This is a genomic window from Colwellia demingiae, assembly GCF_007954275.1.
GTDB lineage: Bacteria > Pseudomonadota > Gammaproteobacteria > Enterobacterales > Alteromonadaceae > Colwellia > Colwellia demingiae.
The window spans coordinates 392,347-408,931 of sequence record NZ_VOLT01000005.1 but is presented as its reverse complement, the minus strand read 5'-3'; the positions used below and the strand labels follow the sequence as shown (position 1 = coordinate 408,931).

The following is a 16,585-nucleotide window of genomic DNA, read 5'->3' as shown; positions in this document are numbered from 1 at the left end:
ATGAGTTAGACGACAGGAATTGGTTATGACATTAGAAAAATCACAATTAAATGAATTACATTGGCTAATGGAAATGTTGCATAACATTGACGTTGGTCTAGTTGTGCTTGATAAAGAGTTTACCATTCAAATATTTAATGGTTTTATGGAAAATCATAGTGGCTTATTACCTCGTCAAGTTAAGGGAAAGTTAATCTTTGATCTATTTGAAGAGATCCCCCAGGATTGGTTTACCCGTAAGGCAGAATCAGTTTTTTTACTGAAAAATAAAGCCTTTACCATATGGGAACAAAGACCCTACTTATTTAAGTTTGATAGTTATCGTCCCGTTACCGGTAGCGCTGATTTTATGTATCAAAACACTACTTTTATCCCGCTTTTATCTTCTACCGGTGAAGTTAGCCACTTGTGTTTATTGGTTTATGATGTCACAGACAATGCAGTGCACAAGCAAGGGTTGAAAAAAGCGAATGAAGAGTTGGCAATACTGAGTCAAACAGATGGCTTAACTCAATTGTTTAATCGTGCGCACTGGGAGTCGTGTTTATTAGCTGAACATAAACGTTGGGGTCGAAGTCAACATCCTAGCTCATTAGTGATGCTAGATATTGATCACTTTAAAAGTGTTAATGATAGCTATGGTCACGTGGTGGGTGATGTCGTTATTCGACACCTTTCGAACTTGATTCGCCACCATGTTAGAGAAACCGATATTTGTGGTCGATATGGCGGTGAATAGTTTGCCATTTTATTGGCAGATACCTCGCTTAAAAATGCATACGTATTTGCTGAGCGGCTTCGTAAGGAAGTGGCTAAAGCCACAGTGACTTACAATGATATTGATATTAATTACACCATAAGTGTTGGTGTAGCTGAAGTTGATGAGGGTATCACAAGCCACGAAGCTTGGATTGAATGTGCTGATGCCGCTTTATATCAATCAAAAGAAACAGGTCGTAACAAAACGTCATTGCATCCGAAACACAACAGGTAGATAACCTCGTAGAATAAATAAAGTGTCACAATGTTCATTTTATTTATTCTACTTATGATTTACGGTTACCGTGAAAACATGTCTAATGGTAAAGCTATCACTATTCAAATGACTAAAGTTTACGTTACTAAAGTTTAAAGGTTTTCATCAAGGTCAATGGTAGCAGTATCATCAACCATAAAATTAGATTTGGCCATTGACTATAGGGTGTATCGCCCTTAACAAACTCAACCGTTCCCCTAAGTACTACCTCTTCAAACTGTGGTGCAACCGCAGTAACTTCTCCTAAATGATTTATCATGCCTGTCACACCGTTATTTGTTGCCCTTACTAATGGGCGACCAAACTCTAACGCCCGCATTCGAGCAATTTCAAAGTGCTGGTGAGGACCATGAGAATCACCAAACCATGCATCATTACTTACTGTTAAAATCATATCGGTATCATCAGTAAAATTAGCTGCTAATTGCATTGGAAAAGCTATTTCAAAACAATTTAGCGGTAATATATGTAAGTTATTAGCGATCAAATTTGGTTGCACGTAGTTACCTGGAGTAAAAGAGGACATCGGCAGGTTGAAAAAGGGAGCTATAGGGCGAAGAAATTCTTGGAAAGGAACAAATTCACCGATAGGTAATAAGTGGCTTTTATAGTATCTATTACTGTGATTATAATAATAACCTTGTTCATCTTCAGTATTTTTCTTACCGAGAACGAGTAGTGCATTGAAGTACTCTTTACTCTCAAAGTTGTAATTAATTAGACCAGTAATTATTGCGCTGTTGTTCAAAATCGCTGAGCTATTTACGGTACTTAAATAATCTTGTACTGCCGGCTCTAGCGCTGGAATAGCCGATTCAGGCCAAACAATAATATCAGCATCATAGTTTACTCGTGTTAAATCTAGGTATTTCAACATGGTTGGCCATTCTTGCTCAGGCTGCCACTTTATTGATTGGGCTACATTACCTTGAATTAACGCCACTTTAGTTGATTTACCGGTTAACTGGGTCCAGTTCACATGAGTGAATATAAAGCTGGTAAGCATAATACTTACCACTAAGGTTAGTGGTAGAACTAAGCGCTTACGCGATACAGTGACTGAGTGTTTCTGATTTTTGTTGTTGATATAATCTGAATAAAAACAATAAATTTTTACCCAGCAAATATTTAAGACTAAGATAATTCCGGTAATACCTACCTCACCGATAACAGGTGCAAAGCTGGCTAACGGACTATCTATTTGGCTATAACCAAGTGAGAGCCAAGGAAAACCGGTTAATACGACAGCACGCAAGTATTCGCACAGTAACCAAATAGAGGGGAACAACCATAAGTTAACGTGTTTATTCTTAGCTATTCTTGCCGTTAAATAACCTGCAAGTGCTGGGAATAAGGCGAGGTAAGCACACAAAGCTAACATTAATAGTAAAGAAACTATTAGTGGTAGGCCACCAAATTGGTCGATACTAACATGAACCCAGCTAATGCCACTGCTAAACCAACCAAAAGCAAAAAGAGCTATTTTTTTAGCGGCGACTTTAGGGGAGGCATGCTTGACCTGATATAACATGAAGCTAGGTAAAATTAATGCCAACCACCAATAAGAAAAGGGTGCGTAGGCAAAAACCAAGAAAACGCCACTAAGAAAACACAGCCAATTACTTGGGCTTGTTAGTTTGCTTTTTATAGATTTAAAAACAGAAGTTTTACTGATGTTAGTCACTCACTTTACCATTAATTTCGTGACCTTTATCAACACTTACTTGCAGCATCTGCATGCGTCTACTATCGGCTACTAGTACTTTAAATTCAAAGTTACCTAAACGGAATAGTTCACCTTTTTGTGGCATATGATTAAACTGACGCAAAACAATGCCACCAATGGTATCGGCGTTGGTTTCATTAAAATTACAGTTAAAGTAATCATTGAAGTCGTCAAGTTCTGTCAGCGCTTTCACTAGATAAACATTACCCGCTAAGTGTTTAATCTCTTCTTCAATCTCATCATCAGTTTCATCTTCAATTTCACCAACAATTTGTTCTAAAATATCTTCGATGGTGATAACACCGGAAACACCGCCGTATTCATCAACAACAATGGCCATATGGTAGCGATTTGAACGAAACTCTTTTAATAAGGGTTCAACCTTCTTACTTTCAGGGACAATAATGGCAGGTCGAATAACTTCACTTAAGCTAAAGTTATCACTTTGAGAGTTAAAGCCAAAAGCGAGTAGGTCTTTTGCTAATAAAATACCGTCAACGTGATCGATATCTTCATTAACAACGGGAAAACGTGAATGACCAGACTCTAGAATAATAGGTAAAAATTCATCTAGACTGTGGTTAATGTCAATAGTAACCATTTGCGAACGTGGGATCATGATCTCTCGAACGCGCATTTCTGATACGTCTAAGACGCCTGTAATCATTTGCTTGGTTTCAGAGTTGATTAAGTTTCTTTCTTGAGCATCATTCAGTATATCAACCAATTGATCTTTATTTTTCGGCTCAGGCTTTAATACTTTCAGAACTTTATGTAAAAAAGACTTATTGGCTGAACCGTTACTAGACTGGGGGGTGTCATCGCTCATGGAGCTATTTGTATTCCTGTTTTATGGTATCGGGCATGTAATCGAACATGTTACTCATCAAATTATGAGTTGATTTTATTTGTATCGTTATAAATTAATGATTTACTGTTCTAAATAAGGATTACTAATCCCTAATTTTTCTAAAATGGTAATCTCAATAGACTCCATTTCAAGTGCTTCAGTGTCACTTATATGATCAAAGCCAACTAAATGCAAGCAGCCATGAATAACAAGATGGGCCCAATGTTCAAACAAGGCTTTTTTTTGCTCTTGCGCTTCTTGCTTCATTACTTCAATGCAAATAATTAAGTCGCCTAATAGATTAAGTTCAATGCCATCAGGTACTTCAAAAGGAAAAGATAAAACATTGGTCGGATTATCTTTGCCTCGGTATTGTTTATTCAACTGTTGGCTTTCTTCATTATTTACCAAGCGAATGGTCAATTCAAAATCTTGGCTTGGTTTACTGCTAACTTCAGCTAGGGCAGTATCAACCCATAGCTGGAATTGCTCTTTAGTAGGTAATTTGGTGGGGGTGCAGGCAACTTGAAGGTCAATCACATGAGCCATTAGCTTGCATCGCTCTTATTATTACTTGATTGTTGAGCCTGTTTTTTTTCTTGGTTTTGTCTATTTATTTTTTGATCATGACTGTCGTAAGCATCAATAACTCGGGCAACCACGGGATGGCGAACCACATCTTTTGATTGGAAGAAGTTGAAACTAATGCCATTAATATCTTGTAAAACTTCAACGGCATGACGAAGCCCTGACATTTGATGACGTGGTAAATCGACTTGCGTAATATCACCGGTAATAACAGCACGAGAGTTAAAACCAATACGCGTTAAAAACATTTTAATTTGTTCAACGGTGGTATTTTGACTTTCATCTAAAATGATAAAAGCATCATTAAGTGTTCTGCCACGCATATAAGCCAGTGGCGCAATCTCTATGACATTGCGTTCTATCAGTTTTTCGACTCTTTCAAAGCCAAGCATCTCAAAGAGAGCATCATAAAGCGGTCTTAAATAAGGATCTATCTTTTGGGATAAATCACCAGGTAAGAAACCTAACTTCTCACCCGCTTCTACAGCAGGCCTGGTGAGTAAAATACGACGTACTTCTTGACGTTCTAGTGCATCGACAGCGCAAGCAACGGCTAAATAGGTTTTACCCGTACCAGCAACTCCTACACCAAAACTAATATCATTGGTTATTATGTTTTGTACATAAGTTTGTTGATTACCATTACGCGGTTTAACGACACCACGTTTAGTTTTAATGGTAACCATGTCATCGTACTTATTACCTAACTGATCATCTAATAGACTATCTGTTTTGTTGTCTACTTGATTACTTGATTTCGATGATATTTTATCACTAAGTTGTTCTTGTTCGAGACAGTCAGCTTCTAAAATGGCTAAATGTACCATTTCAGGTGTTATTATTTTACCTTCTCCTTTAACTATTTGGCTTTCAAGATAAAGGTCTTTTAGAATGAGTACAACGGACTGACTATTTTTGGGTTTACCAACGACAGTAAACTCATGGCCACGGTAACTTATCTCTACACCTAAGCGGCGTTCAATAGTTTTTAAGTTATCGTCCATAGGGCCACACAAATTTGCTTGCCTATGGTTGTCTACAGGTGTCAAACTGAAAACTTCTTTGGTTAATTTAGTCGTTGGTATCGTCAATATTCTTTCCGCTTTGTTAAATTAATAATACAGCCCTTACAAGGCTGTTATGGTGTAAAAGTACCAACACCTAACTCGTCAAGGTTACTTGGCGTTGCTGTATGGTGATTGTTTGCTAAAATATCAGCAGGAGAATGGGCAATTCGTAACCCCATATCTTTCTCTTCTCTTACTAATTCACCACGTAAAGAGTTGGCAACTACATCAGTAATTTTGATATCGACAAATTGGCCAATAACACTATGCGGGGCAACAAAGTTAACCGTACGGTTATTTTCTGTTTTACCACGTAATTCCATAGGATTTTTTCTTGAAGGACCTTCAACAAGAACACGCTGCTCTGTATTTAGCATTTGTCTGGCAATGCGTAATGCTTGGTGTGTTATTTGGTCTTGTAGTAACTTTAAACGATCTTTCTTAGTTTGGTCACTAATATCATCAGGTAAATCTGCTGCTGGAGTACCAGGTCGAGCGCTATAGATAAAACTAAAGCTTAAGTCAAAATCGACGGCTTTAATTAAGTCCATAGTTGCTATGAAGTCCTCATCGGTTTCCCCTGGGAAGCCGATAATGAAATCAGAAGACATAGATAATTCAGGGCGTACTTTTTTCAATTTACGTACTTGAGACTTATATTCAATGGCGGTATGGCCACGTTTCATTTGCGTTATAATACGATCACAACCACTTTGAACTGGGAGATGTAAGTGATTTACTAGCTCAGGAATATCAGCATAGGCTTCAATTATATCATCAGTAAATTCAACTGGATGAGAGGTGGTATAACGAATACGATCGATACCATCGATGGTAGCAACTAAGCGTACCAAATCAGCAAAACGACAAATAATATCATCGTGTGTTGCACCACGATAAGCGTTAACATTTTGACCTAGTAGGTTTACTTCACGTACACCTTGCTCTGCAAGTTGTGCAATTTCATATAATACATCATCAAGAGGACGACTGACTTCTTCGCCACGCGTGTAAGGCACTACACAGAAAGTACAATATTTACTACAACCTTCCATAATAGAGACAAATGCGCTGGCACCGTCAGCTTTAGGCTCAGGTAAACGGTCAAACTTTTCAATTTCTGGAAAGCTAACATCAATAATTGGACTTTTTGAGTGCTGTAGTTGATTTAGCATTTCAGGTAAACGATGGAGCGTTTGCGGACCAAAAATCATATCTACAAAAGGAGCACGTTTACGAATAGAGTCACCTTCTTGTGAGGCAACACAACCACCGACACCGATGAGTAAATCAGGTTTTTTATCTTTTAGATTTTTCCAACGACCTAGTTGATGAAATACTTTTTCTTGCGCTTTCTCACGAATGGAGCAAGTATTAAGCAAAATAACATCAGCTTGTTCCGCTTCTTCAACCAACGATAAACCATGGGTTGAATCCAACAATTCTGCCATCTTTTGCGAGTCATACTCGTTCATTTGACAGCCCCAAGTTTTGATATATAGCTTTTTACTCATTACTTCACTCTTTGCACACGAATTCGTACTGGAAATGCCTAAGCAAGCCCCGTACAGATAAAAGGACGCGTATTTTATACCAATTGGTGACTAATTTCGAATGAATAAGGCAAATGTCTTCATTATTTTGTTTTATCAAAAAAGAAGTGCCTAATTTAAAGTCATTAATGGGAAGCTAATAACAAGTTGGCTGCTACCGTCATCATTATCAAAAGTATTGATTGAGGCGTGATGTTTCCTGGTAATTTGACGAATCGTATAACTAGCGAGATCGAAGTCTATTCTACTGTTGAGTTGGTTAAAAGAATCATTGTCGCTATTAATAGTGAGCCATAGCTTTTGCTTGACCTCTTGTAACGTAAGGTTGAAGTTTTGTGCTTCACTATTGAATATTGCCGACATGAGTGCTTCAAAGATGACTTTATAGACATCTGACCTTAACTCATAATTCAAACTATCGATTTTATCATCAAGAGTACAGTGTAATTTTACTTCGTATTTGCTATGAATATAGTTAGCTAAGAAAGGAATCGCTACCGTTAAGTCTTTGCCAGCAAGACTATCGGGTTCCTGTGAGTCAAGGCTCTCTTTAAGCACCAATATACTTTTTTCAATTAATTGCTTACTTTGTTCTACTTCATTACTTGCTAGTGATGTGGAGGTGAGTTGTAAATTGCGTTGAATAGTTTTCATCACTCGACCGCAATTTCTCATATCATCTTTGAGCAAGTTGTGAATGTTCCTAATTGACTTCGTCCGTAAATAAAGCAACCAAGAGGTCAACAACACGACAAACAATATTAAGATGATATAAATAATTTTCAGTTCTACTGTCCAGTACCAAGGATAGGCGACATCTATTTCAGTATAAGCTTTTACGTCACTCCAATGACCTAAGCTATTGGTTGCCATAATCTCAATATTATAATGACCCGAAGCCAGGCCAGTTAACGTTAGTTGATTATTACTAATTTGCTGCCATTGGCTATTATTAATTCGATACTGATATTTTTTTGCTAACCCTGGGCGGTAGTCTAAACTGGCCAAGTCAAAGGTGATGACATCGTTGCCACTTTCAATTTCAATCGTTTTATTGAGTAAATAAGCCTTACCTGAAATCGTTGTTTTGCTTATCATAACGTTCGGATTAAACTGTTCTTTTTCAGATAGGTCGAGTGCTAAAATACCACTGTAATGGATGGCATAAAGCGTATCATCTTTAACTAACATACTGCTGACAAAAGAATACTGCTGAGTATTCTCTATCATGGTGACTTGATAGTTTTTTGGCGATATACGATATAAACCTGGTTGGCCAGATGCCCATACGTCGTCATTAATTGATAACATTTCGGTGAAGCTTTGACCTTTAGAAAGTTGAGCTAATAAGTCACCTTGTTGATTAAAAACTAAAATGCCATCACCGAGGGTTGAAGCAAAAATTTTGTTGTCAGCTAAAACAAATGAAACTACTTTACTTTTATTTGGCGAGTTAAGTGTTGTGATCGCGTTGGTTGCTTCTTCATAAATACTAATGTTCCTACTGTTTGCAATCCATATTTTTCCATCCTCTAATGGTAGGACATCAATAATTTCAGGACTCGACAAACCCTTTTTAACATCGATATGATTAATGATTTTTTTACTATTTAAGTCATATATATAGAGGCCATCAATATTAGTGGCTATGTAGAGTAAGTTGTTTTCATGCTTAAGTTTTAATACAAGTTGCTCGGCAATAATATTCAGTTTAGTAACTTTTCCCTGGCTTTTATCATAGCGCCACAAACCATCTAAACTTGCGATATATAGACTTTCATTTACCTCTATTGCGTCAAATATTTTCAGGCCTTCTTTAGTGAAGTCAGTATTGGTACTAGGCTTAAATATAGGTTTTAAGAAGTTTTGTAAACCAGCGCCATAACTACCAATAATGATCTCATTATTAAATAGTTTCATTTCATTAGCATTGATTGGAATATCAAAAATAACTTCATGATTGGTGATGTAGTTCTCATTAACTTGCTCAACACCTTGATTACTTACTAACCATAGAACGCCCGAAGCGTCATGAAATATGTCTCTAATCCGCACCGTTTTACTTTGTCCGTAGTGATGCGGAATTTTTGAAAGTATCAGACCGTCATACTTGGTGATAATATTTTTCTTATTTACTGTAAAGAAGTCATCACTGTTAAACGCTTTAGTTAACCCATAAATCGTCTCATTGTGCTTGATACTCGAGATCTTTCCATCATCGGATAGGCGGTAAATCTTTTTCGCTGTTATAGCTATCACCGCATTAGATAGGGCAGTTAATGCTGTAATAGGCTCATCAATAACGTTAATAAGTAGGTCATCTTCTAGTTGAAATAAACCTTCATCATTCGCTATGTATAGGTGTCTTTGATTATGAACAAGGTGGTCAATGATAATATTATTATCAATAACATTAGTTTTTTTAGTACTTGGGTTATATCGATACAACTTATTTGGCGCGTTGATGTAATACTGATCTTTAAACATTACTGCATCAAAATGGCTCTGTCTTGGAATATTAACAGGGACTTTTTTAACCGTACCGTTTTTAGTGTGAAATAACCATAAACCGTGAGTTTCTGTGGCAAGTAAAAGCTTGTCATCAACAAGGCTCATATTATGTATCCAAGAATACGGCAGTGGCCATTCTTTATTACTGAGCGAAAAAGTAATATTACTATTAGCATCAACGCGCGTTAATCCTTGTTGGCCAGCTAACCAGACGAAACCGTCCTTGTCTTGGAGTATTTTATTAACGTTACTTAGGGTTTTAATCGAAGTTGCATTGTTGGCTTCACTTAAAAAGCTAACGGATAAGAGGCTAAGTACTAGAAGTATAGAAAACTTAGCCTTGAATATTTTATTTAGCTGGATATCAAACGATACTTTGTGGCTTACTTTTATTGTGCTCTTTTTCTCCACAGGCGACAAAAACTTGTGGCAAGCCATCATGAATGCTTGGCTTTTGTACCAGCAAGTAAGTGGGTTTTCGAGGATCATTTTGATGATTTTTTTCTGCCCAAGCGTTAGATATTTTATCAGCAAATTGCTGGCCGTATTTTACTGCGAAGGCAGTGACTAGCATCTCAACACCAAAGTCATCCATAACCATCATAGTATTGTCATGGTAGCCGCTTGTACTATCAAAATCTATATCTACGGTTAGAATTTTATTGTTAGGTAATACTAAATCAGCACGAAGCTTAGCAACAACTGCTCTATCACTCTGTGCTTTTAAATGAGTTCGATTTGGCTTTTCAGTAAAATCATAAATTAAATTAATGTCCTTACTCAATCGTTTTTCTTCGGTAGTTCGTTCCGTGGTGGGATTTTGTAACAATGCAGACATAATGCTTCCTTAATGATTAGTTAAATCGTTTGTAATTACTACTGAGTTACCTAAGAAGGTATAACTTTTTTTTTAGTAATATTTCCCTAGCCAATAAAAGCAATATTTATATTTAACTTCAATGGTTTGGCACTTTACTATAGCTGAAATTTGAAGACAAACAAGCATTGTCTGACTATCTTGATATCAAACAAATTTGTTTTTTTATGCTTGTGATAGCATCCATTCAAAATGTCCTACTATCCCTTTTACTTAAAATAAGTAGATCTATTGTAATGTTCCAAAAATTTGTTTGTCATTTTAGTATTCGTGCGCGACTAAAAACATTCTTATTGCTTCCTTGGCTAATCATTTTATGCTTTGGGCTTAACCATACCAGTGAGTATTTAGAGGATATTAAACTGGCTCGTAAAGCTATTTTGTCGATAGAAATTTCGAGTGAAATTGATAAATTAATTTATGAACTACAAAAAGAACGAGGTTTATCTGCAGGAGTTATCGACCGAAGTAGTCATAAAAACTTAGTTCAATTAAAAAAACAAAGACTGCGGACAGATCTCCGTATAGATCACACTATTGATTTTATTCAACGTATTGAATTAACAGAATTACAGCTCAATACTATCGCCAGTCAGCAAGTAATCAATGACGTGTTGAAAGATATTTTTGTAAGCATTACAGGACTATCGCAGACACGTAGCAAAATTGATGATTACCAGAGCGGCAGTTACTTTGCTTACTACTCCCAGTTTAATGAGGACCTGTTACGATTAATATCACAAGTTCAAGTTCATCTTAAAAGTAACGAACAAAATCGAGATAGTATCGACTTCCTTAATTTACTCAAATTACAAGAGAAATCAGGTCAGGAACGTGGAGCGTTAAACGCTTTGCTAAATACTAAACTGTTATATGCAAGCCAGCTTCAGCAAGTTATTTCTTATGGCAATGCACAAACAAAGCTCATTAATGATTTATTCTCTGTGTCAAAATCACATCATCAACTCTGGTTACAACGACAACTTAATTCAGGTAACAACCAGCAAGTACTGAGTATTAGAAGTCTACTTAATGAAAAATTAATACGCGCTGAGCAATTAGCCCAACTAGAACGAGAAATAGGCTATGGCGGCCTAATACATGACTTTAAAAACTATATCTTAAGGGGCGAAGCGAATTACTACGATAGCTTTTTAATACGGTTATCTAGCAGCCAAAACTATCTGACAATGTTCAATGAAATTGCCAATTTAACAGATGATGAAAAACAAGCTGTTTATATCATTGAGCAAACCCTAAATCGATACCACCAGCATATTTTAATAGCAAAAATGTCAAGAGACAAAGGAAGACATGCTGAGCAAATAGATGAAGAGGTTCGTATTGATGATAGTCAGGCCGTTGCAGCCATTAAAGAATTACAACAAAATATAGTCGGTATAGATACAGAGCAGTGGTGGTATTTGTCCTCGCTACGCATTGATGAATTTAGAGAAATCAGTAACCATATCCGTTCTGAAATGCAGGACTTGGCTAGTCATGAAGAGCAACAAGCGATTGATAGTCTAGTGATCTACGTAACAACATTCATTTTGGTTTTTTTAACAACCTTATATTTCTCTTTCTTAGTGGTTAGGCGCATTATTGCAAAAATAAAATATATCAGTACCGCAATGACAACAATGGAGGTTGAGCATAAATTTAATCAGCCATTGAAAGTCAAAGGAAATGATGAAATATCCGACATGGTGATAGCTTTTAATCAGATGTTAGCCGAGCGTAATAAATCCGAAGGCGAGCAAAGGATTTCCGCGGCAGTTTTCAAGTATGCCTCAGAAGCAATCATGATAACGAATGCTGATAATATGATCGAAACCGTTAACCCTGCATTTTGTCATATCAGTGGTTTTAGCATAGAAGAGGTATTAGGTAAGTCACCTAATATTCTAAATTCAGGTAAGCATGACAATCACTTTTATCAAAAAATGTGGCAATCTCTTGAGCAAGATAATAGCTGGCAAGGTGAGATTTGGAATAAAAGAAAGAATGGTGAAATTTACCCTGAATTTTTAGCCATCTCAGTGGTGAGAGACCAAGATAAAAAGCCGCTCCAATATATTAGTTTATTTTCAGACATCACCAAGCATAAAAAGTATGAGGAAGATATTTGGTTACAAGCTAATTATGACTCACTGACAGGGCTACCTAACCGTGGTTTATGTTTAGAAAGATTACACAATAAATTGAAGGAAGATAAAGCTGAAGATAGTGAAGTAGCCTTGTTGTTCATTGATTTAGACAGGTTTAAATTTGTCAATGATACTTGGGGACACAGCAGTGGTGATGAGTTATTACAGTTGGCGGCGATTCGATTAAGAAACTGTATACGTGAAAAAGATACGGTAGCTCGATTTGGCGGTGACGAGTTTGTTGTTCTATTAGTAGGTCTGTCTAATCGTTTTGCTATTGAACGAGTCGTTAAAAATATCTTGGCTAGTCTATCGATGCCTTTTCATTTAAGAAATAATAATGAAGCCGTTGTTTCAGCAAGCATAGGCGTTACGGTCGGCCCGGTTGATGGTGACAATGTTGAATTACTACTTAAAAATGCTGATACCGCGATGTATCAAGCAAAAGCTGCGGGTCGTAATACTTTTCAATTTTTTACTAAGAGCATGAATGAAACTGTCAGTAGACGGATGCATATAGAGCAGGCGTTAAGACAAGCCATTAAGCGCCAAGAGTTTATCTTGCATTATCAACCGGTAGTTTCGCTAGATACTGGCGAAATTATTGGCGCTGAAGCACTCATTCGCTGGCAACACCCAGATAAAGGATTAATTTACCCTGATAGCTTTATAGAAATAGCGGAGGAGGCTGGCTTGATTGAACCTATTGGGCAATGGGTGATTGAACAGGCGTGTACAGATTTAAGGCTTTGGCACGATCTTGGCATGAAAATACAAGTTGCCGTTAATGTGTCTAGTCGGCAATGCAAGCAAACGAGTCAAACACCGATAAAAGACATAATAAAAAAAGCCTTGAAAGTTAATAATATTTCGCCATCTAGCTTGAAAGTTGAGATTACCGAAAGTTCATTGATGGATAATTCAGAAGAAATGATGACTACTTTACAAGATATTCGCAGTTTGGGCGTCGCTATTTATATGGATGACTTTGGCACTGGGTATTCATCGTTGAGCTATCTAAAACATTTTCCAATTGATGTAATGAAGATCGATCGCTCTTTTATTGCGGGATCTATTGATGATAAAACCGATGCAAGTTTAGTTGAAGCAGTCGTTTTAATTGGGCATAGCTTATCGTTAAAACTTGTTGGTGAAGGCATAGAAACTAAGCAGCATTACGATTACTTACGTTCATTGGGATGTGACTATGGCCAAGGATATTTTATCTCTAAACCAATCGAATCTACAGCCTTGATTGCCTTATGCCAACACGTCGATAATCCGCCTAAATGGTCAAGTTGATATTAATTAATTGATAAAGGGTCGAAATTGTTCGTGTGCTTGGGTAAAATAAGGATCTATTCCGATATTGTTGTGAACATTAAAGTATGGAACATTTTGATTGTGTGGTTATTGGTGGTGGTATGGTTGGTGCAGCAAGTGCATTGACCTTAGCGCAGCTTGGTTTAAAGGTCGCTTTGGTGGAGAAATTTACGCCCCAAGATTTCAGCGCAGAGCAACCTCTTGATTTACGTGTATCAGCGATTTCTTTAGCCTCACAAAACTTACTCATTCAAGTTGGCGCATGGCAACAAATTAAGCAATGGCGCTGTTGTCCTTACAAACGTTTAGGTGTTTGGGAATATGAAAGTGCTTACACTGAATTTGATGCAGACAACATTGAACAATCACACCTAGGACATATTGTAGAGAACCGGTTGATTCAACTCGCGTTATGGCAGAATATTACTGCTATGAGTAATATTCAAACCTTCTGTCCAGAAAGTTTACTCTCCTTAAAACAAGACGATAACAAAGCAACATTAACACTAACCAATAGCGTGGTAACGGCAAAGCTTGTTATTGGCGCTGATGGTGCACAATCAAAAGTAAGGCAAATGTCAGCTATTGGTATGACAGGGTGGGATTATCCACAGTCAGCAATGTTAATTAATGTTGAAACTTCAATGTGCCAACAAGACATTACCTGGCAGAAATTTTCACCTACCGGGCCAGTAGCCTTTTTACCACTGCCAGGAAAAAGCTCATTAGGCGGTTATGCCTCTTTAGTTTGGTATCACCAACGTGATGAAATTACCCGTCTAGCTTCGTTATCAAATAGCCAACTGCAACAAGAAATACTTAAATGCTTTCCTGCACAATTGGGTGATATCAAAGTGCTGGCCAAAGGTGACTTCAAATTAACACGTAGACACGCTAATACTTATCAGCATAAACGAGTATTGTTATTAGGTGATGCGGCTCATACCATCAATCCAATGGCAGGGCAGGGGGTAAATCTTGGTTTTAAAGATGTTCTTGCCTTGCAGCATGTTATCGCCGAAGCAATCGGCAATGGCGACGTTTGGCATGATGAGGCAGTGTTAGCACGTTATGAAAAAATGAGACGTAAAGATAACTTACTTATGATGTCTACCATGGATGCATTATATGCCAGCTTTAGTCATCCTTCACCGCTCATCAAAGTTGCTCGTAATTTAGCCTTGTTAGCGGTTAACAAAGTACCTGTACTGAACAGCACCATCAAAAACAAAGCTCTGGCTTATGCTTGTGGTTTATAGATAAATCAATGAGAGCTAAATGGGAAATCATTGCTCGTGGGAGTTGAACCCTCACACTATGATGGAAGAGTTATACAATGTGTTTTTAACGTGCTGGATAGGCTTTTAAAGCGATAAACATTATGGAAGTAGCATCCATGAGTAATATGGTTAGCTGATCATGCTGTTATCACTGATGAAGTCTTATATGTATGGCAGAGCAATATGGTTAACTTTTATAACTAATATGAATAACGAATAGTTAAGTATAAGATTTTGTATTTGTAAGTATTAGTTGTGATGTACTTGAAGTGATATGTGAGTTTTCTAGATACTTTGAAAGGGTATGATTAAAAAGACTTGCACGCATTTTTACTGAGGTAAAAATGGTGGCTACACCGGGACTCGAACCTGGGACCCCATCATTATGAGTGATGTGCTCTAACCAACTGAGCTATGTAGCCATTAAAAACACAAATAGCTATCTAATATAAGTAGTCACTTATAATGCTTTAGATAGATAGGGAGTGTTTATTTGATTTTCTAGAAATTTGAAATGGTGCGGGTCAAGAGACTTGAACTCTCACATCTTGCGATACTGGAACCTAAATCCAGCGCGTCTACCAATTCCGCCAAACCCGCATACATCCAAGTTTTTAACGAGACTTGAGCTCTACTATAACAGAGGTAAAATAATTTACTTTCTGAAATAAAAAAACAAAACATCAGTTTTGAATTTTAAACTACCATATAAAAATGGCAGGGATAAGAGGATTTGAACCTCTGAATGACGGGATCAAAACCCGCTGCCTTACCGCTTGGCTATATCCCTACAGGGAGGTAATTACATCACAGACTTTTTATAATTAGAAGCTAATTAATAAAAAGTGGCAGGGATAAGAGGATTTGAACCTCTGAATGACGGGATCAAAACCCGCTGCCTTACCGCTTGGCTATATCCCTGCAATGTACTTACTTTTTACGTGCAACATAGTTGCTTTGAAATGGTGCGGGTCAAGAGACTTGAACTCTCACATCTTGCGATACTGGAACCTAAATCCAGCGCGTCTACCAATTCCGCCAAACCCGCATTACATTCAAATTTTTAAAGAGACTTGAACTCTTTTTACTAAAGTATAAATACTGAAGTAAAATGGTGGCTACACCGGGACTCGAACCTGGGACCCCATCATTATGAGTGATGTGCTCTAACCAACTGAGCTATGTAGCCTTTACCAACCTGCTCTGTAGCAAGTGCGGCGTATTATGCTAATCTACTTGCCTTGCGTCAACAGTTATTTTCAAAAAAGTTGCACTTTTTATTTGTTTGGCTATTGCGTGTGCAGTTTGACGAATATCTATGCAGAAAAAAGGTGATAAATGCATTGTTCTGATGAAATAGGTAATGCTTTTGTCTTTATAACGAAAGAGGTAAGTTTGTCTTTCTCACATTTGCTCAGTTAGATGTGCTGAATATTTGGTTAAGTTATCTATTTCTTGCGTAATTCTTTAGCTAGCAACGTATTAATTATAAATTATTTGACTACTCATGCTTAATATTTAGTGTCAAAACTGAATTAATTATTGCTGCAACATATCAGTCCATTGTAAATGACACAAATTGTTAGGTAGTTTTGTTTTTAAAAAGTTACTAAATCATTTTTAT

The 16,585-nt window shown here is 37.1% G+C and carries 9 protein-coding genes, 6 tRNA genes and 1 pseudogene; 3 read left to right on the top strand and 13 right to left on the bottom strand.

What is annotated here, in order from left to right; all coding sequences use genetic code 11:
* Window positions 1–25 precede the first annotated feature (25 nt).
* A pseudogene (locus ESZ36_RS12320) lies at window positions 26–994 on the top strand (GGDEF domain-containing protein).
* Window positions 995–1,121: 127 nt separating this feature from the next.
* Here ESZ36_RS12320 and lnt read toward each other — a convergent pair.
* The 7 genes from lnt to ESZ36_RS22900 all read right to left on the bottom strand — a co-directional run bounded on the left by lnt (window position 1,122) and on the right by ESZ36_RS22900 (window position 10,169).
* Complete coding sequence (gene lnt / locus ESZ36_RS12315; protein WP_146788266.1) at window positions 1,122–2,720, bottom strand: apolipoprotein N-acyltransferase; 1,599 nt, start codon at window positions 2,718–2,720, stop codon at window positions 1,122–1,124.
* Entirely contained in the window at window positions 2,713–3,591 is an 879-nt protein-coding gene (locus tag ESZ36_RS12310) for a CorC family transporter (protein ID WP_146788263.1), read from the bottom strand. Before ESZ36_RS12310 ends, lnt begins: the two co-directional genes overlap by 8 nt.
* Before the next feature lie 102 nt (window positions 3,592–3,693).
* Window positions 3,694–4,161 carry an rRNA maturation RNase YbeY gene (ybeY, locus tag ESZ36_RS12305; protein WP_146788260.1) on the bottom strand — a complete coding sequence of 156 codons (468 nt, stop codon included), beginning with the start codon at window positions 4,159–4,161 and terminating at the stop codon, window positions 3,694–3,696.
* Window positions 4,161–5,291, bottom strand: a complete 1,131-nt coding sequence (locus tag ESZ36_RS12300; protein ID WP_425457385.1) for a PhoH family protein — start codon at window positions 5,289–5,291, stop codon at window positions 4,161–4,163. The genes ybeY and ESZ36_RS12300 overlap by 1 nt, the downstream gene beginning before the upstream one ends.
* Window positions 5,292–5,338: 47 nt before the next feature.
* Window positions 5,339–6,781, bottom strand: a complete 1,443-nt coding sequence (gene miaB, locus ESZ36_RS12295; RefSeq protein ID WP_146788257.1) for a tRNA (N6-isopentenyl adenosine(37)-C2)-methylthiotransferase MiaB — start codon at window positions 6,779–6,781, stop codon at window positions 5,339–5,341.
* A 150-nt stretch (window positions 6,782–6,931) separates the two neighbouring features.
* Entirely contained in the window at window positions 6,932–9,742 is a 2,811-nt protein-coding gene (locus ESZ36_RS12290) for a ligand-binding sensor domain-containing protein (protein ID WP_246129082.1), read from the bottom strand.
* The gene (locus tag ESZ36_RS22900; RefSeq protein ID WP_246129081.1) at window positions 9,696–10,169 is read right to left on the bottom strand and encodes a hypothetical protein; all 474 of its coding nucleotides are present in this window, start codon (window positions 10,167–10,169) and stop codon (window positions 9,696–9,698) included. Before ESZ36_RS22900 ends, ESZ36_RS12290 begins: the two co-directional genes overlap by 47 nt.
* 275 nt (window positions 10,170–10,444) lie before the next feature.
* Between ESZ36_RS22900 and ESZ36_RS12285 the strand changes: the two genes are divergently transcribed.
* Both ESZ36_RS12285 and ESZ36_RS12280 read left to right on the top strand, forming a co-directional pair.
* Window positions 10,445–13,660: an EAL domain-containing protein gene (locus ESZ36_RS12285; protein ID WP_170235832.1), complete on the top strand. Its 3,216-nt coding sequence runs from the start codon at window positions 10,445–10,447 to the stop codon at window positions 13,658–13,660.
* An 86-nt stretch (window positions 13,661–13,746) separates the two neighbouring features.
* The gene (locus ESZ36_RS12280) at window positions 13,747–14,940 is read left to right on the top strand and encodes an FAD-dependent oxidoreductase (RefSeq protein WP_146788248.1); all 1,194 of its coding nucleotides are present in this window, start codon (window positions 13,747–13,749) and stop codon (window positions 14,938–14,940) included.
* A 366-nt stretch (window positions 14,941–15,306) separates the two neighbouring features.
* On the opposite strand, the gene ESZ36_RS12275 is transcribed toward ESZ36_RS12280, so the two are convergent.
* From ESZ36_RS12275 to ESZ36_RS12250, 6 genes are all read right to left on the bottom strand, one after another.
* Window positions 15,307–15,383 (bottom strand) — tRNA-Met (locus ESZ36_RS12275).
* 93 nt (window positions 15,384–15,476) lie between these two features.
* Window positions 15,477–15,561 (bottom strand) — tRNA-Leu (locus tag ESZ36_RS12270).
* A 115-nt stretch (window positions 15,562–15,676) separates the two neighbouring features.
* Window positions 15,677–15,751, bottom strand: a tRNA-Gln gene (locus ESZ36_RS12265).
* A 56-nt stretch (window positions 15,752–15,807) separates the two neighbouring features.
* Window positions 15,808–15,882 (bottom strand) — tRNA-Gln (locus ESZ36_RS12260).
* A 42-nt stretch (window positions 15,883–15,924) separates the two neighbouring features.
* Window positions 15,925–16,009: transfer RNA gene (locus ESZ36_RS12255), tRNA-Leu, on the bottom strand.
* 64 nt (window positions 16,010–16,073) lie between these two features.
* A tRNA-Met gene (locus ESZ36_RS12250) sits at window positions 16,074–16,150 on the bottom strand.
* Between the last annotated feature and the right edge of the window lie 435 nt (window positions 16,151–16,585).